Annotated in this window: 20 protein-coding genes and 2 pseudogenes; 14 read left to right on the plus strand and 8 right to left on the minus strand. The window is 57.8% G+C overall.

Annotation, left to right across the window (positions count from 1 at the left end; all coding sequences use genetic code 11):
• Positions 1-65: 65 nt before the first annotated feature.
• Positions 66-509 (minus strand): annotated as a pseudogene (locus QMQ05_RS05160) (GNAT family N-acetyltransferase).
• Between the two features lie 131 nt (positions 510-640).
• Positions 641-1,006 (minus strand): DUF1844 domain-containing protein, encoded by a 366-nt coding sequence (locus tag QMQ05_RS05165; protein WP_058255598.1) that lies wholly within the window; start codon positions 1,004-1,006, stop codon positions 641-643.
• Positions 1,007-1,332: 326 nt separating this feature from the next.
• On the opposite strand from QMQ05_RS05165, the gene infC reads away from it, so the two are divergent.
• The 9 genes from infC to QMQ05_RS05210 all read left to right on the plus strand — a co-directional run bounded on the left by infC (position 1,333) and on the right by QMQ05_RS05210 (position 9,428).
• A complete protein-coding gene (infC, locus tag QMQ05_RS05170; RefSeq protein ID WP_058255160.1) occupies positions 1,333-1,983 on the plus strand; it encodes a translation initiation factor IF-3 in 651 nt (216 codons plus the stop codon).
• Positions 1,984-2,152: 169 nt separating this feature from the next.
• Complete coding sequence (gene rpmI, locus QMQ05_RS05175; protein ID WP_013348480.1) at positions 2,153-2,347, plus strand: 50S ribosomal protein L35; 195 nt, start codon at positions 2,153-2,155, stop codon at positions 2,345-2,347.
• A 104-nt stretch (positions 2,348-2,451) separates the two neighbouring features.
• Positions 2,452-3,102 (plus strand): 50S ribosomal protein L20, sunset domain variant, encoded by a 651-nt coding sequence (gene rplT / locus QMQ05_RS05180; protein WP_334123287.1) that lies wholly within the window; start codon positions 2,452-2,454, stop codon positions 3,100-3,102.
• A 109-nt stretch (positions 3,103-3,211) separates the two neighbouring features.
• Positions 3,212-4,111: a TrmH family RNA methyltransferase gene (locus QMQ05_RS05185; RefSeq protein WP_334123286.1), complete on the plus strand. Its 900-nt coding sequence runs from the start codon at positions 3,212-3,214 to the stop codon at positions 4,109-4,111.
• Between the two features lie 12 nt (positions 4,112-4,123).
• Positions 4,124-4,561, plus strand: a complete 438-nt coding sequence (locus QMQ05_RS05190; protein ID WP_345474645.1) for a (deoxy)nucleoside triphosphate pyrophosphohydrolase — start codon at positions 4,124-4,126, stop codon at positions 4,559-4,561.
• 78 nt (positions 4,562-4,639) lie between these two features.
• On the plus strand, positions 4,640-5,281 hold the full coding sequence (locus QMQ05_RS05195; RefSeq protein WP_334123284.1) for an LppM family (lipo)protein: 642 nt from the start codon (positions 4,640-4,642) through the stop codon (positions 5,279-5,281).
• A gap of 142 nt (positions 5,282-5,423) precedes the next feature.
• Complete coding sequence (locus tag QMQ05_RS05200; RefSeq protein WP_345473561.1) at positions 5,424-6,503, plus strand: phenylalanine--tRNA ligase subunit alpha; 1,080 nt, start codon at positions 5,424-5,426, stop codon at positions 6,501-6,503.
• Between the two features lie 3 nt (positions 6,504-6,506).
• Positions 6,507-9,047 carry a phenylalanine--tRNA ligase subunit beta gene (pheT, locus tag QMQ05_RS05205; RefSeq protein ID WP_345473563.1) on the plus strand — a complete coding sequence of 847 codons (2,541 nt, stop codon included), beginning with the start codon at positions 6,507-6,509 and terminating at the stop codon, positions 9,045-9,047.
• A 153-nt stretch (positions 9,048-9,200) separates the two neighbouring features.
• Positions 9,201-9,428, plus strand: a complete 228-nt coding sequence (locus tag QMQ05_RS05210; RefSeq protein WP_345473565.1) for a hypothetical protein — start codon at positions 9,201-9,203, stop codon at positions 9,426-9,428.
• On the opposite strand, the gene QMQ05_RS05215 is transcribed toward QMQ05_RS05210, so the two are convergent.
• Both QMQ05_RS05215 and QMQ05_RS05220 read right to left on the minus strand, forming a co-directional pair.
• Entirely contained in the window at positions 9,425-9,874 is a 450-nt protein-coding gene (locus tag QMQ05_RS05215) for a GNAT family N-acetyltransferase (protein ID WP_345473567.1), read from the minus strand. The two genes, QMQ05_RS05210 and QMQ05_RS05215, sit on opposite strands and share 4 nt — an antisense overlap.
• A 100-nt stretch (positions 9,875-9,974) precedes the next feature.
• Positions 9,975-10,493 (minus strand): phosphoribosyltransferase, encoded by a 519-nt coding sequence (locus tag QMQ05_RS05220; protein WP_058255151.1) that lies wholly within the window; start codon positions 10,491-10,493, stop codon positions 9,975-9,977.
• A 324-nt stretch (positions 10,494-10,817) separates the two neighbouring features.
• Between QMQ05_RS05220 and QMQ05_RS05225 the strand changes: the two genes are divergently transcribed.
• Both QMQ05_RS05225 and QMQ05_RS05230 read left to right on the plus strand, forming a co-directional pair.
• A complete protein-coding gene (locus QMQ05_RS05225) occupies positions 10,818-12,332 on the plus strand; it encodes a DUF5129 domain-containing protein (RefSeq protein WP_345473570.1) in 1,515 nt (504 codons plus the stop codon).
• A gap of 9 nt (positions 12,333-12,341) precedes the next feature.
• Positions 12,342-13,019, plus strand: a complete 678-nt coding sequence (locus tag QMQ05_RS05230) for a 4'-phosphopantetheinyl transferase family protein (RefSeq protein WP_345473572.1) — start codon at positions 12,342-12,344, stop codon at positions 13,017-13,019.
• 6 nt (positions 13,020-13,025) lie between these two features.
• Here QMQ05_RS05230 and ppk2 read toward each other — a convergent pair whose 3' ends face one another.
• From ppk2 to QMQ05_RS05250, 4 genes are all read right to left on the minus strand, one after another.
• Positions 13,026-13,922: a polyphosphate kinase 2 gene (gene ppk2 / locus QMQ05_RS05235; RefSeq protein ID WP_345473574.1), complete on the minus strand. Its 897-nt coding sequence runs from the start codon at positions 13,920-13,922 to the stop codon at positions 13,026-13,028.
• 74 nt (positions 13,923-13,996) lie between these two features.
• Entirely contained in the window at positions 13,997-15,298 is a 1,302-nt protein-coding gene (locus tag QMQ05_RS05240) for a M1 family metallopeptidase (protein ID WP_345473577.1), read from the minus strand.
• A 12-nt stretch (positions 15,299-15,310) separates the two neighbouring features.
• On the minus strand, positions 15,311-19,246 hold the full coding sequence (locus tag QMQ05_RS05245; RefSeq protein WP_345473579.1) for a Pls/PosA family non-ribosomal peptide synthetase: 3,936 nt from the start codon (positions 19,244-19,246) through the stop codon (positions 15,311-15,313).
• A 248-nt stretch (positions 19,247-19,494) separates the two neighbouring features.
• Positions 19,495-20,463: a quinone oxidoreductase family protein gene (locus tag QMQ05_RS05250; RefSeq protein WP_345473581.1), complete on the minus strand. Its 969-nt coding sequence runs from the start codon at positions 20,461-20,463 to the stop codon at positions 19,495-19,497.
• A 175-nt stretch (positions 20,464-20,638) separates the two neighbouring features.
• Here QMQ05_RS05250 and argC point away from each other — a divergent pair, with 175 nt between their 5' ends.
• The 3 genes and pseudogenes from argC to argB all read left to right on the plus strand — a co-directional run bounded on the left by argC (position 20,639) and on the right by argB (position 23,833).
• Entirely contained in the window at positions 20,639-21,670 is a 1,032-nt protein-coding gene (gene argC, locus QMQ05_RS05255) for an N-acetyl-gamma-glutamyl-phosphate reductase (RefSeq protein WP_345473583.1), read from the plus strand.
• The gene (gene argJ, locus QMQ05_RS05260) at positions 21,667-22,881 is read left to right on the plus strand and encodes a bifunctional glutamate N-acetyltransferase/amino-acid acetyltransferase ArgJ (protein ID WP_345473585.1); all 1,215 of its coding nucleotides are present in this window, start codon (positions 21,667-21,669) and stop codon (positions 22,879-22,881) included. Before argC ends, argJ begins: the two co-directional genes overlap by 4 nt.
• A gap of 11 nt (positions 22,882-22,892) precedes the next feature.
• A pseudogene (gene argB / locus QMQ05_RS05265) lies at positions 22,893-23,833 on the plus strand (acetylglutamate kinase).
• Positions 23,834-23,859: the final 26 nt, after the last annotated feature.

Consider the following 23,859-nt stretch of genomic DNA (forward strand, 5'->3'; position numbering starts at 1 on the left):
TCTTTGGCTTCGCCGCCGATAATTTCCCAGCTGCGAAGTAAACCTTCACGCTGAAATCCGCAGCGTTAGGCAGCTCGCCAGGAACCTTCATTCCATGGTTCGACGTAGAGCTCAACGCGGTGGATGCCCGGGTAGCTTAATCCCCACTCACTTATTGTCTTCAGCGCAGTGCTGGCAACACCCCGTCGCTGATGCTGGGGAGATACCTAATAGCCAATACTCGCCCGCCCGCGATCCGCATTGCGTAGCCAGAGGCCGATTTGTCCGACTGCAAGGTTGGTCGCTGACTGAGCGATGGCAAAAGAGTAACCAGTGCCATCGACGGTCCTCTGGCGCTGACGCTCAATGAAGTCCAAACACTGCTGGCGTGATCCCTGAAAAGGGACGGTGGTGATCTGCGTGATGTACAGATCCTTCGAAGCCCCGTGGATCAGATCGAGGTCCGAATCTTGAAATGGGCGCAAGAGAAAGGTGCCGGCATTGAGCACAGGTTGCTCGATCAATTCCATGGCACCAAGACTAACCCGATGACTTGGCCTCGTGCGGCTTGTATGATTCTTGTGATTTAAGCAACGATGGGCTCGCTTCCCAAGGAAGCGAGCCCATGATGTTAATCTCTTAAAAATGCCAGAATATTTGCTTAGTTGACGGCGCCGGTGTACTTCTCACCCGGGCCCTTGCCTGGTGCATCTGGGATCAAGGAGGCCTCGCGGAAGGCTAGCTGCAGACTACGCAGACCATCGCGCAGTGGGGCCGCATGCTGCGAACCGATCTCCGGTGCACCTGCGGTGACTAGGCCAGCAAGGGCGGTGATGAGCTTGCGTGCTTCGTCCAGATCCTTCAGCTCAGTGGCGTCTTCGCCCTCAGCCAGACCACATTTAACTGCTGCTGCGCTCATCAGGTGAACGGCTGCAGTGGTGATGATTTCTACTGCCGGAACTTCGGCGATATCGCGCACCTGCTGGTCGACGAGGTGCTGATGCGAGTTGGTGTCTTCGGTACTCATACTGCTAAGCTTGTCACAGACCGACTCGATGCCGGTACTTCTCATGACGTTCAGTTAGCTCTGAATGGGGATTCGTACTAGTATTGAGCCATGCAAGTGGAGGCCAACTCCCACCCGCCGTCGCCGTTTCAAGGCTTCCGGGTTTTTCGGCAGGATCGCATGTATGCAATCCCAAGATGTAGGCGCAATTCTTTGCGCCTTTCGTCATGTCGTTCACTTTGGCCTTCGCCTGCAATCGCAGACGGGGGCCTTCTTCGTTTGTGGTTATGGATTACGAATTTCAGGAGTGACACATCAGCGATCCACGCATTAATGAGCGCATTCGCGTGCCAGAGGTACGTCTCGTCGGCCCCAATGGTGAGCAGGTAGGCATCGTCCGCATCGAGGACGCGCTTCGTTTGGCTCACGAGTCCGATCTGGACTTGGTCGAGGTGGCACCCAACGCCAAGCCTCCAGTGTGCAAACTGATGGACTTCGGCAAGTACAAGTACGAAGCCGCTGTCAAGGCTCGCGAAGCTCGTAAGAACCAGACCAACACGGTCTTGAAGGAAGTTCGCTTCCGCCTAAAGATTGATACTCATGACTACGAGACCAAGGTTGGGCATGCATTGCGCTTCCTGGGCGCTGGCGACAAGGTGAAAGCCATGATCCAGTTCCGCGGTCGTGAACAGCAGCGACCAGAGATGGGTATCCGCTTGCTGGAAAAGTTTGCAGCAGACGTAGCTGAGGCCGGAATCATTGAATCCAGCCCACGCATCGATGGCCGAAACATGGTTATGGTTGTTGGTCCGCTGAAGAACAAGGCAGAGGCTCGCCGCGAACAGCAGCAGAAGTCGGGTGGTCGTAATTCGGCCAAGCGTAAGATTCGCACCGACGCTCCAGCTGAGACCGAGGGCCAGAACGTTGCAGCAGCTATGGATGACGAAGCCCGCGCCAAATTGGAGCAGGCACGCCAAGCAGCTGAAGGCGACGCCTAGCCAAGCCTGTTGGGCTTTCGAGCCCGTCACCGTTTACGGTGAAGGATCTTGCCTTTTGGGAAGATCCAACTACAAGAGAACAACAGCGGTCACCATAAAAAGGGGCCCGCTTCGGATGATCCCCATGCGGTAATTTCACCGTGTGGAGCACGTAAGGAGAACGGCAGCTATGCCGAAGTTCAAGACTCACAGTGGCGCCAAGAAGCGCTTCAAGCTCACCGGTAGCGGTAAGCTCGCTCGCCAGCAGGCCAACCGTCGCCACTACCTGGAGCACAAGTCCTCGCGCGTTACCCGTCGCCTGGCTTCTGACCAGATCGTCGCTAAGGCCGATGTAAAGACCATCAAGCGGATGCTGGGCCTCTAAGCTCTCCCTTTCGCATTTCGGGGAAGCAATACCCCACCACCCATAGATTTCTCCCATCCCGCAATACCGTGGGCACTGGGGAACTGACTTGAAGGAGTACACACGTGGCACGTGTGAAGCGGGCAGTAAACGCCCACAAGAAGCGTCGCGTCGTTCTGGAACGCGCAAAGGGTTACCGCGGTCAGCGTTCGCGCCTGTACCGTAAGGCCAAGGAGCAGCTGCTCCACTCGTTCGTTTACAGCTTCAACGACCGCCGTAAGCGTAAGGGTGACTTCCGTCGCCTCTGGATCCAGCGCATCAACGCTGCATCCCGCGCTAACGGCATGACCTACAACCGTCTGATCCAGGGCCTGAAGGCTGCTGAGATCGAGGTTGACCGTCGTATGCTGGCCGAGCTGGCTGTATCGGACTCCAACGCATTCGCAACCCTGGTTAAGGTTGCTAAGGAAGCACTGCCAGCTGACGTCAACGCTCCACGCGCTGCTGCTGAGACTGCTGCTCCAAAGGCTGCAAAGGCTCCTAAGGCTGCTGCTGCAAAGTCCGTTGAGGGCGAAGGTGTTATCAAGGCTGTTGAAGGCGAAGACGCTCCTGAGGGCTTCGTTATCAAGGGCAACGCCGGCTCGAACAAGTACCACGTTCCAGGTTCGACCTGGTACGAGCAGACCGAAGCTGAATTCTGGTTCAACTCGGTTGAAGCTGCTAAGGCTGCAGGCTTCGAACCAGCTGGTGGAGAATCCCGCCAGCAGATGAAGTAAATCTTTCCCCCTTTGAGCTGAAGCTCAGGTAGGACAGATCACACCAATGGGTGGGTATCGCGCAGGGCGCGAACCCACCCATTAGTGTTTCTACCGGTATTCTCGAAGTATGAGCAGTTTTTCCCCTGAAGTGATGTCCAATCCGCGCGCCGAACGAGTCAAGTCGGTCGCTCGCCTTGCCAACCGCAAAGGACGTGAAGCCACAGGGGAATTCCTCGTTGAAGGTCCCCAAGCGGTGCGTGAAGCTCTTAAAGCGCACTTACTAGATGACAACCTAGTACAAGCCGTATATGTGGTCGGCGGATTCCTTGAAAGCCATGAAGAATTCGCTCAGTTACTCGAACAAGCCCAGATCCATCCTCGGATTGTCACCGGCGAGGTTCTCCATGCCATGGCTGACACACAGACGCCACAGGGCATTCTTGCCGTTGCTGCGATTTCGCAGCCACAGCTGAGCGAAGTGCTTAGCTCCAAGCCAAAACTCATCGCAGTACTGTGCAGAGTTCAAGACCCCGGGAACGCCGGAACCGTGCTACGAGCAGCCGACGCCGCCGGAGCTGACGCGGTAATCCTCACCAAGGGCAGCGTCGATATTTACAACCCGAAGGCAGTACGTTCCACCGTAGGCTCCGTGTTCCACCTGCCGGTACTCAACAACATCGAATTTGACCACCTGATCGAAGCCGCAAAAACCACCGGTAGCCAAGTATTGGCAGCTGATGGCTACGGTGCGCTGAATCTCGATGCACTACAGGACGCCGCTGTGCTGCGCGCCCACCAAGCGGGGGATAGCAAACAGGAAAGTGATGGCCAGCCAGAACTCGAAGCCCCTACGCTGTGGCTCTTTGGCAATGAAGGACAAGGCCTTGATGAGCATGAAAAACAGTCTGCCGACCATGCGGTTGCCGTCCCGCTATATGGCGTCGCCGAATCGCTGAATGTCGGAACCGCAGCAACCGTATGCCTGTACGCATCAGCCCGCGCCCAGCACACTTCTCAGCGGAGCTAAGCCGTGGAGCAAATACCACTGTTGAAGCAGATTGTTGCGGTCGCCATCGTTGACGATTTGGCAGCACCAGGCAAACTTTTGGCTGCCCGGCGCAACCGCCCCGAATCCCTGGCCGGGCTGTGGGAATTCCCCGGAGGAAAAGTTGAGCCAGGGGAGAGCGAAGTCGAGGCGGTGCACCGTGAACTACGCGAAGAGCTAGGCGTAGAAATCCGACTCGGCGCATCGATCCCAGGTCCACATCCGCAAGGATGGCAATTGAATGAAAAGGCCGCCATGCGCATGTGGTTCGCGCAGATTATTCACGGTGAACCAGATACCCTCGATGGGCATGATCAGTTGGCATGGCTGACCCTTGATGACACCTTGAATAACGTAGTTCAGTGGATTCCCGCGGACGCACCTATTGTTGCGGCTTGCCTAGAACAAGTACGTGCAAGTGTGAGCAAATAAAGACGCGTAAACTTGAAGTAGCGCCCTTCGTGGCATTGCACGAATTCTGAACCCCAACTTTTTGAGGAGCCCTTTTCCGTGAAGAGACTTTTGAGCGTGATCGCGCTGGTCTTTACCGCTGTCCTAGCATTGTCCGGCTGCGTCAACATGAATGCAGAAGTCAACGTTCAGGGTCAAAATAAGACGACCGGCGTCGTTGAAGTGACCTTGAACAAGGAAAACCTTCAGGGCATGAGCCTGGACGAGCTTCTGGCAACTCAGGTAGACACCGAAGCCATGGAAAAGGAACTTGACGGTAAGTGGACTTACTCCAAGATCAATGAAGGTGAGAACGTCGGCCTGCGCTTCGAAACCGATGGCGTCAAGACCTACACCCAGCTCAAGGACGCGTTTAAGGTCTTCGGATTTGAGATCAACCTTGCCGATGATGGCCAGGAAGTTACCTTCTCCATGCCAGGGGACAAGGCCACCGTTGATTCTTCCTTCACCGAAGCTAACCTCCTGGTGAACTTCCCCGGTGAAGTCACCTCGCACACCCCGGGCGAAGTTGAGCACCACACCGTCACCTTTGACATGATCAAGGGCGCTCAGGTCTACCAGGCCACCGGCAAGTTTGACCACTCACTGTTCTACTCGTCGATTTTCGGTGGAGCATTGCTGGTATTGACCCTCGTCTTCGTGCTGGCCTTCGCACCTAAGGGTGTTAAGGAAACGCACTAAGTAGCAAAAATCTAGCTTCGAGGTAAGAAGCTTCACGCCAAGGGCCCGTCATCGGTGAAACGATCACGGGCCCTTGGCAATAGAATGGAACCAAAGTGTTCTACGCGTAAGTACAAGATAAGAGTAAGGATCGATCGATCCCATGTCTGATCAGACAACTGGACAAGCTCCCGACGGGGAGTCCAACGTTCCGCACCCAACCGATGAAGCAGGAATCCAGGCCGCCGTTGAAGCTGCTTTGGCTGCCATCGAGGCTGCTGGCGACCTTAACGAACTAAAAGAAGCCCGCCTGGCACATACTGGTGAAAAGTCAGCACTGTCCCTGGCAAACCGCCAGATCGGCAAGCTCGACAAGTCAGAAAAGGCCGTGGCCGGCAAACTTGTCGGTTCCGCCCGCGGACGGGTCAACAAGGCCCTTGCTGCTCGCACCACCGTGCTCGAAGAAGCCGAAGCTGCCCGCATCCTCATCGAAGAGACCGTTGACGTTACCGCAGCGGCTCGCCGTCGCCCGATTGGCGCACGCCACCCACTCTCGGTCCTGCAGGACCGCGTTGCCGACATCTTCGTTGGTATGGGATGGGAAATCGCCGAGGGTCCAGAAGTTGAATCCGAATGGTTCAACTTCGACGCGCTGAACTTCAAGCCAGATCACCCGGCCCGCGAAATGCAAGATACGTTCTTCATCGAGCCAGCCGACGCCCACCTGGTCTTGCGCACCCACACCTCACCGGTACAGGTCCGCTCCATGCTCGAACGTGAGGTGCCAGTCTACGTGCTGTGCCCGGGACGCACCTTCCGCACCGATGAGCTGGACGCCACCCACACCCCGGTCTTCCACCAGTTCGAAGGTCTGGCCGTAGATAAGGGCCTGACCATGGCTGACCTGCGAGGCACCCTGGAGCACTTTGCCCGTCAGATGTTTGGTGAAGAAGCACAGATCCGCCTGCGCCCAGCGTACTTCCCGTTCACCGAGCCTTCGGCAGAGCTGGATATTTGGCACCCAGGTGCCAAGGGCGGACCGCGTTGGATCGAATGGGGTGGCTGTGGCATGGTCAACCCGAACGTGCTGCGCGCGGCAGGCATCGACCCGGAAGAATACTCCGGATTTGCCTTCGGTATGGGCATCGAGCGTACGCTCATGTTCCGCAACGACGTACCTGACATGCACGACATGATCGAGGGCGACGTCCGTTTCAGCCAGCACTTCGGGATGGAGATCTAAGTAATGCGTATTCCACTATCTTGGTTGCGCGAGTACGCGCAGGTACCAGCCGAAGCAACGGCTGAGGACGTCATGGCAGACCTGGTCAAGGTTGGGCTGGAAGAAGAAGACGTTCACCGCCCCACCGACGAGCTTTCTGGCCCGATTGTGGTCGGCCAGGTACTCTCGCTCGAAAAGGAAGTAGCCTCCAACGGCAAAACCATCAACTGGTGCCAGGTTCGTGTGGTTCCAGAAGGTGCCGAGCAGACCCTGACCGGCAAGGGCATCGACCCCTCCGGCGTGCAGGGCATTGTCTGTGGTGCCCACAACTTCGTGGAAGGCGACAAGGTTGTTGTCACCTTGCCAGGAGCCGTGCTGCCTGGAGACTTCAAGATCTCCCCACGCAAAACCTACGGCCACACCTCGGCAGGTATGATCGCTTCCTCCCGTGAGCTGGGCATCGGCGATGACCACGACGGCATCATCGTGCTATCAAACTACGGGCTAGATCCGGAACTGGGCACCGATGTGTTCGAGCTGTTCGGCCTGAACGACCAGGCCGCTGAAATTAACGTCACCCCGGACCGCGGTTACTGCTTCTCCATCCGTGGTGTGGCGCGCGAATACGCACTGGCTACCGGTACCTCCTTCACCGACCCAGCAACCACCGTTGCCGTGAGTGAAGCCAGCGAAGCTGGACACGAAGTCGTGCTGGCCGATCAGGCACCGATTTACGGTGTTCCAGGTTGCACCCGCTTCGTCACCCGTGAAGTCACCGGCATCAACCCTTCGCTGCCAACTCCACGTTGGATGGCTTCGCGCCTGCAGCTTGCTGGCATGCGTTCCATCTCCTTGCCGGTGGACATCTCCAACTATGTGATGCTTGAACTCGGTGCACCACTGCACTTCTACGATGCTGACAAGCTCAACGGAGCGATCACCGTGCGCCGCGCTGAAGCTGGCGAGAAGTTGACGACCCTGGATGACAAGGAACGTGAACTCTCGGTTGAAGACCTCCTGATCACCGATGAGTCCGGTGCCCTGGGTATCGCAGGTGTCATGGGTGGGGCTTCGACTGAAGTCTCGGAGACGACCTCACGCGTTTTGATTGAGGCTGCACACTTTGATGCGGTCTCCATCGGTCGTTCGCGTCGCCGCCACAAGCTACCTTCTGAGGCTTCCAAGCGCTTCGAGCGTGGCGTTGATCCGCAGATCATGCAGATTGCAGCCCAGCGAGCAGTGAACCTGTTGGTTGAACTTGCCGGTGGTACTGAAACCGCTCAGATCACCGACGCCGGGGCACAGCCTGCACCGACGCAGATTCAGTTGCCGGCTGGATTTGCTAGCGCACTGATCGGCGTGGATTACACCGATGAGCAGACCGTTGCTTCCTTGGAAGGCATCGGGGCCAGCGTAGAGCAAAACAGCACCGGATTTTTGGTCACCGCCCCTAGCTGGCGCCCAGACCTAGCCATCAAGGAAGACCTGGTTGAGGAAGTAGCCCGTGTCGTGGGCTATGACAAGATTCCAGCAACCCTGCCGGTAGCACCTCCAGGCCGTGGCCTGACCCGCGCCCAGTCGCAGCGTCGCCGTGTACTGCAGGGCCTCGCAGATGCTGGTCTGACCGAGGTTCTGACCTACCCATTCGTTTCTGAGCTACAGAACAACACCTTTGGTGCTGCTCAGTCCGGAACCACGGTGAAGGCCATTTCCTTGGCGAATCCGATCTCCAAGGAATTCCGCTTCCTGCGCACCAGCTTGCTGCCGGGTCTGCTTGATACTGCGCGCCGTAACATCGGCCGTGGCTTCCGCGACCTTGCCTTGTACGAGGGTGGCTTGGTGTTCCTACCAGGCGAACAGCTCGGATCCACCGTACTTCCTCCACTGGGCGCCAAGCCAAGTGATGAAGTACTGGCCGAATTGTTCAATGGCGTGCCAAACCAGCCATGGCATCTTGCCGCGGTTCTGACCGGCCATGAGGCGTCAGCTTCGGCAGGCTTCGCACCACGCGCGTGGGACTGGGCTGACGCCTTGGACGTAGCGCAGAGTGTTGCCGGCATTCTCGGTGTCCAGCTCGAAGTGGCTCAGGGTGGCCACCAAGGCTTCCACCCGGGACGTGCAGCGCAGCTTTCGGTGGCCGGTGAAGTCATCGGTTATGCCGGTGAATTGCACCCGCAGCTACTCAAGGATTGGGACCTTCCAGCACGCACCGTTGCCATGGAATTGAACGCTGCTGCCCTGATGGAAGCTGCACCTGCAGTGGTCGTCGCCGAGCACCTGTCCACCCAGCCACTAGCCACCCAGGACGTGGCATTGGTTGTGGACCAGGATGTTGTCGCAGGCGAAGTGCTGGCTGCACTACGTGAGGGTGCAGGGGAGTTGCTCGAAGACATCGCACTGTTCGACGTCTACGAGGGTAAGGGCATTGAAGAAGGCAAGAAGTCCTTGGCCTTCGGCCTTCGCTTCCGTGCTACCGACCGTACCTTGACCGCTGATGAGGCGTCCGAGGCTCGCGCCGCAGCAGTGGCTGTGGCTACCGAGAAGTTCGGAGCTACCCAGCGCTAGTCACGCCTTAATCGATGCCCCGGTGCTTGTTCGGATGACTTTCGACCAAGCACCGGGGCATTGCTGTTTATCGCGGTGAACTAGTGGCGAGAAGGCGACTACACTTATTCTGGGAAACCTCTGAAAATTTGAGCTTCAAGGAAGTGATGGGTCGTGAAGGGACTGCGTTCTTGCGGTGCCGTGCTGTTGGTGTTGTTCCTCGGCCTAGTAGCTGTCGCAGTGCTGATCGCAGCTGGCTGGGGCGTGGTCGTCTTTATCGAACGTGGAGCCGGTGCACACCTGCAGGATGAGCCGACACCGACCTATCAGCCTGAAGAAGAAGCACCAGATCCTATGCGACCAACGAGCTTCGGCCTGCTCCAAGAATCGGCAACCGTCTAGAGCTGTGGCGTTGCCTTGGTGAGGGTGATTATCGATTCATCCTGACTTTGAGCAATAAAACCATGGCGTTCCAAGATTTTGAGCGACGCTAGGTTTCCTGGAGCTACCCTCGCGATCAAATCGGTGCATCCCATTTCGTGGAGTTCCTCGATGCCGCGGGAGACTATAAGTTTGGCCAATCCTTGGCCCCAGAACTCCGGTGCTAGCCAATACCCGATTTCTGTCGCGTGAGTTCTCCGCATCGCAGTGAATAGTCCGAGGCGCACTTGATCTTGCCACACAATAAACCACGATATGTCCGTGCTTTGCATGGCTAGGGTGACACGTTGTGTTGAATATTCTCGGCTCCAAGGCTTGCCGTCACCAATGTGTGCGGTCACTCGGGGGTCTGCCCCGAGGTTCACTATGAAATCCGTGTCGGTTTCAGTAATTTTTTGTAGCTTCAATGAAGAACCCATGTCCCCAGCGTATGGCAGGAGCAATGGGGTAAGAAATGCAGGTTAAACAAAAGCAGGGAACGAGTCATATCGTTCCCTGCTGTGTGCACTACTTTGCGGTTGCGGTTACTGGTGGCATATCCGACCAAGGGAAGGTAATCCACTTGTCGGTGCGTCGCCATTCGTAGTCTGGAACCATGATGGTGCGTGGCTTGGTGTAGAGGCACACGGTCTTAACATTGGCGCCCCATGCTGAAACGAGATCAACGACCTTTTCCAAGGTGCGGCCCGAGTCAGAAACATCGTCAACGATCAGGATCTTCTTGTCGCGCAGATGGCCATCGTCCAACATCGGTGGAAGAACTACTGGCTCAGGGAGAACGGTGCCGATGCCGGTGTAGAACTCGACATTCAGGGCACCGCAGGCCTTGACGCCCAGTGCGTAGGAGATTGAGCCGGCCAAGAGCAGGCCGCCACGTGCTACCGCCAAGACAATTTCAGGCTCGAAGCCACTATCAACAATGGTCTGTGCAAGTTCGCGGGAGGCTTCACCGAAGGTATCCCAGGTGAGGATTTCGCGTTCTGGTTCTGAAAGGACGGATGCCCCGGAATCGTCAATGCTAGTCATTCTGCAATTTTACCGCCGTTTTCGATTCGACGGTGCAGTCATTAGTGCTCCAGCCAAATTTTCGATCACTACGCCGATGCTCTTTTGCTGATTGACAAGGTAAAAAGCGAAGATCAAACGCAGGTTCTGAGCAATGCATCACGCGGTAGGGTAGTGGCCTTAGGAAACCTACGAGCAAGCCGAGAGAAGCTTGAACTACCCTCGTGCTACTAAGCCTATCCGGCACGTCAGATGCAACTGCGACAAAAAATCCCCTTTGATCGATAAACTACTATGAGTGGTCGTTCACTAACCATCCAGAACAGGTCTTGAGGAGAAGCGAACATGGCACGAAGCATTCTAAGTAAACGAGTGGTTAGCGCCTTAGCGGTCCTCACCTTCGGCTTGCTGAGCGTGGTGACCCCGGCTCACGCCGTATCGGGTGTTCAAATTCGTGCCGGTGAAAATCTGGGCACGGTAAGCATCGATGACACTGCCGGAGTCATCAACCGCGATCGACTCCTAGATGCCTTGGACGATGTTGATTTTTATGAGCCAACCAACGTTGCTGTATACACGCGCGAAGGTGAATACTCCGATGACATCAATACCAAAACACTGGAATACGCTCGAGAACATCATCCCGATTGGATCTCATCCAAGACTGAAGACTACGGGGATTACTGGGCCGATGGACTGTTGATCATCACCCTGTCAGTTGAGGGCTCTGGTGATGGACAAATTGGTACGTACTTTGGTGAAGACCGAAAAGTCTCAACCGGCCAAATGGACAGCATTCATGAAGCCGGCTACGACGATTTCAACCTATCGAGGTGGACCGACGGTGTGATCGCAGTAGCCACCAAGGCATCGAGCATCATGAACCGTCCGTGGTACAAGAGCCCAGCGCTCTGGTGGACCGTGGCCGCCGGTGGCGGTGGCACGGGAATCGTTGTCGCCAGTGTGGCTGCAGTGCGTTCCTCCCGTCGCAAGAGCTTCGCTGAGGAACTTCAGAGCGGAACAACGCATCTGACCAACGTGACCATGGACCTCGACGAAACCGAACTCGCTGCCAAGACCCTACCTACCGGGTCGAGCCATGCCGCAGAACTTGAACGCCGTTTTGCTGACTTCATGGTGAACTACCGTCAGTCCTTCGACGCGCAAGCCAAACTTGATGCTGCGGATAAGAAGTACCGGTCTTCGAGTGAAGGCGTAGAGGCAACCAAGAAATTCAAGACGGATGCAAAAAACCTGGACCGCACCGACGACGCGATCATTGCTGCTGCCGCGTTATACACTCGCTCGGCCTCGTGGGAAGAGGCCTGGCGCGCACAAACTCAGCCACTAGAAGATGACCTCACCCAGATTTCGACTCTCATTGATAATGTCGAACCGGAACTGCAGGCCAGCGCAGCAGCTTTAGCTTCTTACCGTGAGGATGCAACCGCCACGTTGGCCTCGCTCAGCACCAAGCTCAAGACCGAAGATATCGATGTTGACCAAGCTTTGGACCAGCTTTCGGATCTTCGCAAAGAACTAACGCAGCGGCTCGACGAATTTGCTAAGGCTCAAATTGAGGCCTTTGCCGAGAACGAAGACGAGAAGGAACAAATGCGAGAAGCAATGGAACGCTCTCGCCAGTCAACGGATTATCACGGCTCACGAGGTGGAACAATCCTCGACGTACTAAATCCAGGAGCACTGTTTTGGAGCGTCAACAGTTATAACGCCGGATATTCTTCAGGCACCAGCTCTGTGGCTCAAGCCCGTGAATCCGCTAGTTCTTCTGGATCGATTTCGACAGGATATTCCGGAGGCGGCAGTTTCTCCGGTTCCGGCGGATCGTCTCGTTTCTAACCGCGAAACATGCAGATTTTTCACACGCTGTTACCCGAGTCCATACGTGTAGTTGAAACGCGTTCAGAATTGGACCATGGGCAACGATACTGGCAAGAAGAACAGTACGTCGCCACCGCTGTAGAGTCTCGCCAACAAGAATTTCGCACCGTGAGGATTTGCGCGCGAGAGGCCTTGGCGGACTTTGGGTATGGGGATCATGTGCTGGTGCCTGATGCGCATCGGGCACCAGTATGGCCTGCCAATATTGTGGGCAGTATGACGCACTGTCCTGGCATGCGAGCGGCTGCGGTGGCTAGCTCCAGCCAGTTCGGCGGCATCGGAATTGATGCTGAACCACACGAGGTGTTGCCACCAGAAGCGGTCGAGCTGATCCTCTTGCCTGCCGAACAGCAGGCGGTGGCACAGTTAGCGGCTGAAGATCCGAGCATCGCCTGGGACAAACTGATCTTCAGCGCCAAAGAAAGCGTCTTTAAGACCTGGTTCCCGTTAGCGAGGAAATGGTTAGATTTTCTCGAATGTGAAATCACGATAGACCAGCAGGCGAGAACATTCTCCGCGCACCTACTGCGCACCGACACCCTTCACCAAGGCGTTGACCTGTCCCAGATTACTGGAACCTGGATGGCCGAGGGGAGTGTGGGTCAGGGCCTGTTGGCCACCGCGATCACCGTGCGATCAAACTGAAACTACTCAGAATTCTTCGCCGTGGGTAATGACCTTCGCCGCACGTCCCACAATGTGTGGGTCGGGCGAGCCGACCAGTTCGTGGTCTTTACCTTTGTAATCAAAGAGGTTCAGCACATGACGCATTGCCTGTAGGCGAGCACGCTTTTTGTCATTGGACTTCACCACAGTCCACGGAGCATGATCTGTATCCGTCTTGAGGAACATTTCCTTTTTAGCTTCCGTGTACTTATCCCACTTATCTAGGGACTCGAGGTCCATAGGGGAGAGCTTCCACTGTCGTACCGGGTCGATACGTCGAATGGTGAAGCGGGTGAATTGTTCGCCAGCAGAGACCGAGAACCAGAACTTGATCAGATCAATGCCTTCATCCACCACAAGCTTCTCAAACAGTGGGGTTTGATTCAGGAAATGATCTACCTGTTCAGGGGTGCTAAATCCCATGACGCGTTCCACGCCGGCACGGTTGTACCAAGAACGGTCAAAGAGCACGATCTCGCCGGCTGACGGGAAATGCTGCACATAGCGCTGGTAGTACCACTGGGTGGACTCACGCTCGCTGGGCTTCTCCAAAGCAACAACTCGGGCACCACGTGGATTCAGGTGCTCGGTGAAGCGTTTGATCGTTCCACCCTTACCAGCGGCGTCACGGCCCTCAAAAACGATCATGATGCGTCGGCCGTTGGCCTTGGCCCACTTCTGAAGTTTCAGCAGCTCAATCTGCAGTGCGCGCTTTTCAACCTCATAGGTGTCGCGGTCAAGCTTTTCATCGTAAGGGTAGTCCTCACGCCAGGTATCAACTACGCTGCCATCGGCGCGGAGCAACAATGGATCGTCATCATCGTCATCAAGTACCGTGAATCCGCGGAATGCTTCGTCGAGGAGGGGTATTTCTATACTCATGGTGGCAAGCCTAATTTTTATGGATGAACGGTTTTTGAACGGTGCCTGAACGCGTACGCGAGCTTCGAAGGAGTTTAAGCTGGGAAGTCCGGCAGGGGCAGCTCGTTGAGCCAAGCTTGCAAGATGCGATCGACATCTACACCGGTTGCATGCTTTTTCATATGCTCAATGAACTTCGGCGTATCGACATTGCCATGCTGATATGTGCCCGTCCAATCACGCAGCATCTCGTAGAAATCCTTCTCACCCAATGCAACATACAAGGCATACAACGTCAGGGCACCGCGCTTGTAGACACGATCATCAAACATATCTTTGGGCCCAGGGTCCCCGATGTTGATGTCCTGAGGTAGGGCCTCGAGCATCTCCCAAGCATCGCGGGCACGCTGTTGTAGTGGCATAATCTTGGCGTATTCCGAATAGACCCACTCGCTGAAGCAAGCGAAGCCTTCGTTGAGCCAGATGTATTTCCACCGTGTCGGAGTCAGCGAATTGCCAAACCACTGGTGCGCGAATTCGTGAGCAATCAGCCGTTGTGCTTCCCAATCCACGGACAGATGGTTGCGCCCGAAAATGCTCAACCCCTGGGCTTCCAATGGAATCTCAAGTTCGTCGTCAACCACCACGATCTTGTAATTCTCAAAGGGGTAGGGCCCAAACTTACGTTCAAAGATCTCGGCCATCTGGCTTTGCTTGGCGAACGCGCCACGCACCGCTAGATCGCTGCCCGGCACCGAATATGCCAGCAGGCGATGGCCAGTATCGAAGGCGATTTCGTTATAACGTCCGATCTGCAGGGTCGCCAAATAGGTGGCCATGGGTTCACGCTGTTCGTACACCCAGGTGTCTCGGCTGGCAGAACGGCGGTGAGCAACCATATCGCCATTGGCCACTACCCGGTACCCGGCATCGGTGGACACCTCAAAACGGTAGGAGGACTTATGGCTGGGGTGATCATTACACGGGAACCAGGTTGACGCGCCGACCGGCTGACCTGAGACCAGAACCCCGTCAGTGAGTTCTTCCCATCCCACTTCTCCCCATTGCCCGTTATCTACGTTGGGGTTGCCACCATAACGTAGCTGAAGCTCCAAGTGTTCTCCGGCTTTGACCCGCTGCGGGGTGGAGAGCACAATACGGTGGTGCTTTTTGCTCACGGAAACCTTGCGTCCCTGACAGGTGGCCTTGATGACCCTGAGCCCCTTGAGGTTCAGGGCGATCTCGTTGAGGTCTTCGAGGGCACGAATGCGAAGCATTGCTCGCCCATCAAGGTAGTTGCTGGCAAGTTTCACCACGAGGTTCACATCATAATGTTCCACCGTATAGGTTCCGGAGCCGTAGTGCTTGGTGTACTCATCTAAAATGCGATGGTGCATCGGTGGGTTGCCTCAGGCTTCCTGTGGTACTGGCTGTGCTTCTTGCGTTTCGGCGGTAGTGTTCCAGCGTACAGCGGGATTACCTCGCCAGTAGGTATTGGCAGGCAAGACTTCACCGCGCAGGATCAAGCTGGCAGGACCGGTGGTCGTACCCTCAGAAATCTGGGCGGCCGGCAGAATCACACTGTGTGGGCCCAGGGTTGCACCGGCTCCCAAGGTGACCGCGTCAATGGACATGATGCGATCGTGGAAGAGGTGGGTTTGCAAGACGGAGCCACGATTCACCGTGGCGTGATCTTCCAGGGTCACCAGATCCGCTTCGGGGAACCAATAGCTTTCGCACCAAACACCGTGGCCGATCTTGGCGCCCTGTGCACGCAAGAACCAGACCAGTGCCGGAGTTCCTGAAGCCAGGCGTGCAAACCACTGAGCACAGACCAATTCGGTGAAGGAATCAACCATTTCGGTGCGCCAGATAAATGAGCTCCACAGGGTGTGCTCACCGGAACGGATCGGACCAACAACCAGCCACTTAGCTACTACGGCAACCGCTGCGGCCACGGCCCCAGCAAGTACCAGAACAGCACCAGAAAGCAGCATGCTGACCCAAATGTTGGTGAAGCTAGCCATAGCGGCAAGGGCCCAGAGCACTCCTCCGGCAATCGCCACAGTAGTGAAGACCGCCAAGGAACGAGTCAGCTCCCAGAACGAACGCATGATCTTCAGTTTCAACCCAGGACGGTAGGTACGTTCGGACTCAGCTTCCACCGTGGTGCGGCGCAACTTATTAGGTGGCGAACCGATCCACGAGGTACCGGCTTTCATCTTCTTCGGGGTGGCCGAGAGCACCGCGATCAATGAACGCTTCGGGACTCGACGACCAGCATGCAGGATGCCGGAGTTACCCAGGAAGGCCTTCTTGCCCACACGAACCGGGGCGATATGCATCCAGCCACCACCAAGCTCATAGGAGGCGACCATGGTGTCATCGGCCAGGAACGCTCCCGAAGAGATGGTCGTCATCTTCGGGATCAACAGGACGGTCGAGATTTCCACGTCGCGTCCCACCTTCGCTCCCAAGAGGCGCAGCCAGATTGGAGTGAACAGTGAAGCGTAGAGCGGGAAGAGCTGATCGCGGGCGGTATCAAGTACACGTTCGGTGGCCCATGCCTGCCAACCGACCCGTGAGGTGACCGGGTGCCACCCCTCAACCAGGCCGATAGACAGCAGACGCACGATGAGGATGGTCAACACCATGCTCGACAGGAACCAGACGATTGCTGCCAGAAGGACGGCAGGGATGAAACGCCAACCAATGTCGGCCAGTGAATGTACCGGGCGCAGCATCGGGGTGACGGCGGAGAACGCCAACACCACAGGGATCCACTGCCACAGATTCAATACGATGGAACCAAGACCTGCCAGAACACGTGGCAGCTTGCGGTAGACCGGTTCGGCCTCTGGCCATTTTGGTTTGGCCTTGGACTGACGGGTGGCCGGGGAACCGGCATAGCGTGAATGATCGCGGGTGCTGCCGTACACCGCGGAACCAGCATCGACAATGGTGTGGGCGCCGATCACGGCTCCTGGAACCAAGATACTGCGGGCACCGATGGAGGCGTGGGCACCGACCTCGATGGCACCAACGTGCAGCTTATCGCCGTCGATCCAGTAACCACTGACATCGACCTCGGGTTCGATGGTCGCGCCGGGGCCCACGGTGAGCATGCCGGTCACCGGTGGCAAGCTGTGCAAGGTGGCAGTCTTATCGATCTTCGCACCCAGCATGCGGGCGTACCACGGAAGAAGTGGCGCACTGGACAGTGAAATTGGGTCCACCACATCAGCTACGTGCTGCGCTAACCAGAGTCGCAGGTGCACCGAACCGGAACGCGGATAAACACCAGGTGTTAGTCCGTGCAACAACAACTTATTGGCCACGATGGATAGGACCATTCGTCCTACCGGTGTGACAAAGAGCAGCCACAATCCGGCGATCACATACCACGGGGTGGGTAGGGCTTCTTCAAAGACTCCCAGAGCGACCAATGCGGCGTGGCCGATGAGGAGGTAGGTGAACCAACGTAGGCCTGAAAGGATAAAGAGTGGGAAGGAAACCAAGGTCTGCGCCAGCTGCGTCATGCGTTTGGTACGGCGCACGGTGCGTGGTTCTACCGGTTCACTACTCACCTGTTGCCCACCGAGGTATTCCACCAGGGCACCAAAACGTGGGTAGTCATAGAGCTCTGCCACCGTCATATCCGGGTAGCGAACGCGCAACGCGGAGACTAATTGGGCTGCTGAGAGCGATCCACCACCGGCAGCAAAGAAGTCCGCGTCAAAGCCGGACACCGAAGCACCCAAAGCACCTTGCCAGGCTTCGGCAATGAACTCACCAACTTCATCAAGCTGTGGAAGTTCCCCGGAAGAGTCATTGCTTTCGGCTCCCGGCAAAGGCCAAGGCAAGGCGTTGCGGTCGACCTTGCCACTGGTTTTCATCGGCAGGTGATCCATGACTGCCAAGATAGGCACCATGGGTGCTGGCAAGTCTTCGAGCAGTGCGGTGCGGGCCGCGGAAAGATCGTAGTCTTCGGGGGCTTGGAGGTAGCCGACGAGGATCTTGTTGCCGGTCGCGGTTTCACGCACGGCCACCGCGGCGGAGGAGACACCGGCCAAGGAATTCAGGGCCGCATCAATTTCGCCGAGTTCGATGCGGCGTCCACCGATTTTCACCTGGTCATCCACGCGTCCGATGAAGATCAGACCCAGCGGGTCGTTGACCACCATGTCGCCGGAGCGGTAGGCGCGATCCCAGCCGAGGGTGGGCATCGGCGCATACTTTTCTGCGTCCTTTTCCGGATCAAGGTAACGGGCTAGTCCTACGCCGCCGATGATCAGTTCACCGGATTCGCCCTCGGCCACAGGGATGCCCTGCGGGTCAACGACTGCAAGGTCCCAGCCGGCTAGTGGTAGGCCGATGCGGACCGGCAGGCTGCCATCCATGGTGGCACCACAAGCTACTACTGTGGCTTCGGTCGGACCGTAGGTGTTCCAGACTTCGCGTCCGTCGGTGGCCAAACGTCCGGCCAGTTCTGGTGGGCAGGCTTCGCCACCAAAAATCAGCAGGCGGACCGAGTCCAAGGCTTGGGCTGGCCAGAGGGCTGCCAAGGTGGGGACGGTGGAGACCGCGGTGATCGAACGTGAAATCAGCCAAGGACCTAGGTCCATGCCGCTGCGAACGAGGGCGCGCGGGGCCGGGACCAGGCAGGCGCCATTACGCCAGGCGATCCACATTTCTTCGCAGGAAGCGTCGAAGGCTACCGAGAGTCCGGCGAGCACACGGTCGGTGGTGTTCAGCGGGTCAGCAGGAAGGAACATCTGCGCTTCGGCGTCGACGAAGGCTGCCGCCGAACGGTGGGATACGGCAACACCCTTAGGCTTGCCGGTGGAACCGGAAGTGAAAATAATCCAGGCGTCGTCTTCAAGCCCGGGTAGCCGAGGCGAAGCAAAAGGCTTGGGCCTCTGGGCGTTGACCACGATGGTGTCGGTGCCCTTGACGATGCCGGCGACTTCGGCCTCGGTGAAGACCGTTTTGGCTCGTTCATCCGGGTCGTCGGCATCCACTGGTACGTAAGCGGCGCCGATCCAAAGGATCGCGAGGATCCATTCGTACAGGTGACGGGTGCCCGATTCGACGCGCACGCCAATGCGGTCACCGGCACCTAGGCCCTGCTCATGCAGGCGCAGGGCCTTGGCTTTGACCTCATCAAGTAGCTCGGCATAACTCTCGGTCCGCTCGCCATCATCAATGGCCGGCGCATCAGGGTGTGCCTGTGCGGTGGCCTGGAGGATGTCGATGAGGGTCCGGGGAGCCGGGGCTAGGGCACCGGAAGGAAATTGGGGGGCGTAAATCTCTTCATCCGGCGCAGGAGTTTGATCGTTGTTCATTATGAACGGATCCATCCCTTCATTTAACTGCGTAAGTGGAATCGGAACACTGGGGGAGAGCGTTCCAACAATGAAATGGATCCTGGAGGGGGTGGATCTAAGATCCAGCAACTATTTAATACGATCTACGTGAGCGTTTTAGCGTAATCAAGCTGAACTGTCGGCTAAGTCTCATTGGTTTCGCTTCTGCTACGTGGCGAGCCCGGGACATTTGATGGTACATTGTGCCCCGGGCTCAAAACTGGTACTTACGGTAACAAGATGACCTTTCCGGTGGTGGTGCGCGATTCTAGTGCCGTGTGTGCGGCGCCCGCTTCAGAAAGCGGATACTGGGCTCCGATGCGTACATCGATCTTGCCGGTGGCCACCCAGCCGACCATGTCGCCAAAGCGCCAGTGCATTTCCTGCTGTGAGGTGAGGAAGTCTGCCAACTTTGGGCGAGTGACGGTCAAGGATCCGCCGGCGTTTAAGCGTTGTAGGTCAAAGGCGGGGACCTGACCGCTGGCCCCGCCAAAGAGCACCAAGGTTCCACGGCGTCGTAATGCTGCCAATGAGGTATCAAAGGTATCTTTACCGATCCCGTCATAGACCGCATGAACACCTTGGCCGTCGGTGACCTTGTCGACGGTTTCGGCGACCTTGTCATAGTCCACCACGTAGTCGGCACCGGCGGCCTTGGCCAGGTCCTTCTTTTCTTGGGTGGACGCAGTGGTGATCACGGTGGCGCCCTTGAGCTTGAGCAGCTGGGTGAGGATCAGTCCCACACCGCCGGCGCCAGCATAGGTGAGGATGACATCGCCTTCATGGACCATATAGCTGGAGTGAACCAGGTAGTGCGCGGTCATTCCCTGTAGCGGTAGGGCCGCAGCGATATGTAGATCAACTGAGTCCGGGACCTTGGCGGTCAAATCCGCAGGGACCAGGGCGTATTGCGAATACCCAGCGACGCCTGAGGCGGTGGCAACCCGGTCGCCGAGCGCGAAGTTTTGTACGCCTTCACCGATTTGCTCTACCACTCCTGAGAATTCTGAGCCCGGGACAAAGGGGTAGTCAACGGTGTACACGCCACTGCGCTGATAGGTTTCAATAAAGTTCACTCCGGTGGCTGCGACCTTGATCAGTAACTCACCGGCGCCCGGGGTAGGAACCGGGATTTGGGTTTGCTGCAATCCAGTGGCGTCGGTTGGCTCGTTAACCACGATGGCTTGTTGCTGCATGGTGTGGTGCTCCTCAAATGCGCGGTGTCCCGGGGGATTTTTGGTCGGTCTCTATGGTCAGTTTAGGACTTTGCTTGCTGTGGTGGGGGTAGGTTTTGCGGATGTCGCGGTAGGTGACGAAGTATTTTATGAATATTTATTAGCGTCCATGCATAATTCGCGATAGAATCTGGTCATGACGATTTCAGTAGCTGTCTCCGGCGCCAGCGGATATGCCGGCGGCGAGGTCCTTCGCATTCTTGCGGCCCATCCAGAAGTAGAGATCGGTGCCATCACGGCGCACTCTCAAGCCGGACAACGACTTGGTTCGATCGCACCGCACCTGCACGCGCTCGCCGACCGCGTCCTGGTTGATACCACGGTAGAAAACCTCGCCGGGCACGACGTCGTATTTTTGGCGCTACCCCACGGCGCCTCAGCCGCCGTGGCCGCAGCCCTGCCAGAAAACACCCTGGTCATCGATGCTGGGGCGGATCACCGCCTCGAATCGGCCGCCGCCTGGGAGAAGTTCTACGGATCCGAGCATGCCGGCTTCTGGCCCTACGGGCTACCCGAACTTCCCGGACAACGCGAAAAACTTGTCGGAACAAAACGCGTGGCCGTGCCAGGGTGTTACCCCACCGGTGGCCAGTTGGCCCTCGCCCCAGGCTTCGGCGCTGGTTTACTAGAATCCGATGATGTCGTGATCGTCTCGGCCTCCGGCACCTCCGGCGCCGGCAAATCGCTGAAACCCAATCTGCTCGGCAGCGAAGTCATGGGCTCGATGAGCACCTACGGCGTGGGTGGCATCCACCGCCACATTCCAGAAATGGAACAAGGCTTCTCCAAACTGGCCGGGGAAGAAGTGACCGTCTCCTTCACCCCTACCTTGGCCCCGATGCCCCGTGGCATCTTGACCACCGCCACCGCCAAGGTCAAGGCCGGGGTGAGCGAAGCCCAATTGCGAACCGCCTGGGAACAGGCCTACGCCAACGAGCAATTTGTGCACCTGCTTCCCGAAGGCCAGTGGCCCACCACCGGTGCGGTCCAAGGCTCCAATCACGTCCAACTGCAGCTAGCCTTCGACACCCACGCCAACCGCGTAATCGTCACCGCTGCCCTGGATAACCTCACCAAGGGCACCGCAGGTGCCGCCGTCCAGTCCATGAATATTGCCCTGGGCCTACCAGAAAACACCGGATTGCTCATGCAAGGAGTCGCACCGTGAGCCTCGCCCACACCAATACCCATCCCTCAGCCACTGCCACCGGAGTGACCGCTCCGGCCGGTTTTAGTGCCGCAGGGGTCACAGCTGGCCTGAAATCCACCGGCAAAAACGATGTGGTCCTGGTCCAGAACCACGGCCCGAACTTCACCGCCGCCGGCGTCTTCACCTCCAACCGCGTAGCAGCAGCCCCGGTGCACTGGTCCAAGCAGGTGCTAAGTGATGGCCGCGTCGATGCAGTCCTCCTGAACTCCGGTGGTGCCAATGCCTGCACCGGCGCCGAAGGCTTCGGCAATACCCACCGCAGTGCCGAATACGTCGCCGAGCTGCTGTCCGTGTCCGCGTCCGATGTGGCCGTGGCTTCCACCGGGTTGATCGGCGTGCAGCTGCCCATGGATAAGTTGCTGCCCGGGGTAAAGGCTGCCGCCGCGGCGCTAGCCACCGATCAGGGTGCCTCCGATGAGGCAGCCGCCGGCATCATGACCACCGACACCGTGCCAAAACTGGTCTCACGTGTGGTGGGCCCAGCAGGTTCCACCCAGATCACCATCGGCGGCATGGCCAAGGGCGCTGGCATGCTGGCCCCAGCCCTGGCCACGATGCTCGTGGTATTGACCACCGACGCGGTACTCACCAGCGAACAGGCCGATACCGCCCTGCGCGCGGCCACCGCCATGAGCTTTGACCGGGCCGACTCCGATGGCTGCATGTCCACCAATGACACCGTGCTGCTCCTGGCTTCCGGCGCCTCGGGCACCACACCTGACATGGCCGAATTCACCGCCGCACTGACCGATGCCTGCTGCGAACTGGCAGCGAAGCTGATCGAGGACGCCGAGGGGGCCGATCACACGATCGCCATCCGCACCTACAATGCCGCCAGCGAGGCCGACGCCCTAGAAGTCTCCAAAGCCGTCTCGCGTTCCAACCTGGTGAAAACCGCGGTGTTTGGCAAGGACCCCAACTGGGGGCGCGTGCTCTCCGAGGTGGGCACCACCAAGGCCGCCTTCGAACCCGATGAGCTGAACGTGTCCATCAACTCCGTGATGGTCTGCAAAAACGGTGGGGTAGGGGAAGACCGCAACCTGGTCTCGCTCGAAGAACGCAATGTGTCGATCGAGATCGATCTGAACGCCGGCACGGCCGAAGCCACGGTGCTGACCAACGACCTGACCCACGACTACGTTCACGAAAACTCCGCCTACTCCAGCTAGGAACGATCCACATGGCTCAAAGCATCCGCACCAACCTGGATTCTGCCCAGTCCAAAGCCGAAGCGCTCATCGAGGCACTGCCCTGGATCCAGCGTTTCGCCGGAACCACCATGGTCATCAAATACGGTGGCAACGCTATGGTCAACGATGAATTGCGTCGCGCCTTCGCCGAAGACATCGTGTTCCTGCGCCACGCCGGGGTCAACCCGGTGGTCGTGCACGGTGGCGGGGCCCCAGATTAATAAGATGCTCGACACCCTAGGGATCGAATCCGAATTCCGTGGCGGACTGCGCGTGACCACCCCCGAAGCCATGGACGTGGTGCGCATGGTGCTCACCGGTCAGGTGCAACGTGACCTGGTGGGCCTGATCAACTCGCACGGCCCGTACTCGGTGGGCATGTCCGGTGAAGATGGGGCCACCCTTGCAAGCGGTCCGCACCGGAACCATCGTCGACGGCCTGCCGGTGGATTTGGGTCTGGTTGGCGAAGTCACCCGGGTGCGCACCGACCAGGTTGACTCGCTGGTGGATGCCGGAATGATCCCGGTGATCTCCACGGTCGCCCCGGAATTTGATGAAGCCGGCGAACCCACCGGCGCGGTGCTCAACGTTAACGCCGACACCGCAGCGGCCGCCCTGGCCAGTGCCCTGGGCGCCACCAAATTGGTGATCCTCACCGACGTGGAGGGACTGTACGCTGCCTGGCCGGATAAGTCCTCGCTGATCAGCTCGATCACCAACGACGAGCTGCGCGAAATGCTGCCCAGCCTCGAATCCGGCATGATCCCCAAAATGGGGGCGTGCCTCAAAGCCGTCGACGAGGGCGTGGGCCAGGCCCACATCGTCGACGGCCGAGCCCCGCATTCGATGCTGCTAGAAATCTTCACCACCGCCGGCGTGGGCACCCAGGTGCTCCCGGCCTCCCACCACAACTTTAAGGAAAACCAGTGAGCGATCCAGCGACGCACACGCCACAG

The sequence above is a fragment of the Glutamicibacter sp. B1 genome (genome assembly GCF_039602135.1).
GTDB classification, from domain to species: domain Bacteria; phylum Actinomycetota; class Actinomycetes; order Actinomycetales; family Micrococcaceae; genus Glutamicibacter; species Glutamicibacter ectropisis.

Bases quoted from the DNA above. Each gene is read 5' to 3' on its own strand.
- QMQ05_RS05165 (WP_058255598.1), bottom strand. From the start codon at position 1,006: ATGAGTACCGAAGACACCAACTCGCATCAGCACCTCGTCGACCAGCAG.
- rpmI (WP_013348480.1), top strand. From the start codon at position 2,153: ATGCCGAAGTTCAAGACTCACAGTGGCGCCAAGAAGCGCTTCAAGCTC.
- QMQ05_RS05185 (WP_334123286.1), top strand. From the start codon at position 3,212: ATGAGCAGTTTTTCCCCTGAAGTGATGTCCAATCCGCGCGCCGAACGA.
- QMQ05_RS05200 (WP_345473561.1), top strand. From the start codon at position 5,424: ATGTCTGATCAGACAACTGGACAAGCTCCCGACGGGGAGTCCAACGTT.
- pheT (WP_345473563.1), top strand. From the start codon at position 6,507: ATGCGTATTCCACTATCTTGGTTGCGCGAGTACGCGCAGGTACCAGCC.
- QMQ05_RS05220 (WP_058255151.1), bottom strand. From the start codon at position 10,493: ATGACTAGCATTGACGATTCCGGGGCATCCGTCCTTTCAGAACCAGAA.
- QMQ05_RS05225 (WP_345473570.1), top strand. From the start codon at position 10,818: ATGGCACGAAGCATTCTAAGTAAACGAGTGGTTAGCGCCTTAGCGGTC.
- QMQ05_RS05230 (WP_345473572.1), top strand. From the start codon at position 12,342: ATGCAGATTTTTCACACGCTGTTACCCGAGTCCATACGTGTAGTTGAA.
- ppk2 (WP_345473574.1), bottom strand. From the start codon at position 13,922: ATGAGTATAGAAATACCCCTCCTCGACGAAGCATTCCGCGGATTCACG.
- QMQ05_RS05240 (WP_345473577.1), bottom strand. From the start codon at position 15,298: ATGCACCATCGCATTTTAGATGAGTACACCAAGCACTACGGCTCCGGA.
- QMQ05_RS05245 (WP_345473579.1), bottom strand. From the start codon at position 19,246: ATGAACAACGATCAAACTCCTGCGCCGGATGAAGAGATTTACGCCCCC.
- QMQ05_RS05250 (WP_345473581.1), bottom strand. From the start codon at position 20,463: ATGCAGCAACAAGCCATCGTGGTTAACGAGCCAACCGACGCCACTGGA.
- argC (WP_345473583.1), top strand. From the start codon at position 20,639: ATGACGATTTCAGTAGCTGTCTCCGGCGCCAGCGGATATGCCGGCGGC.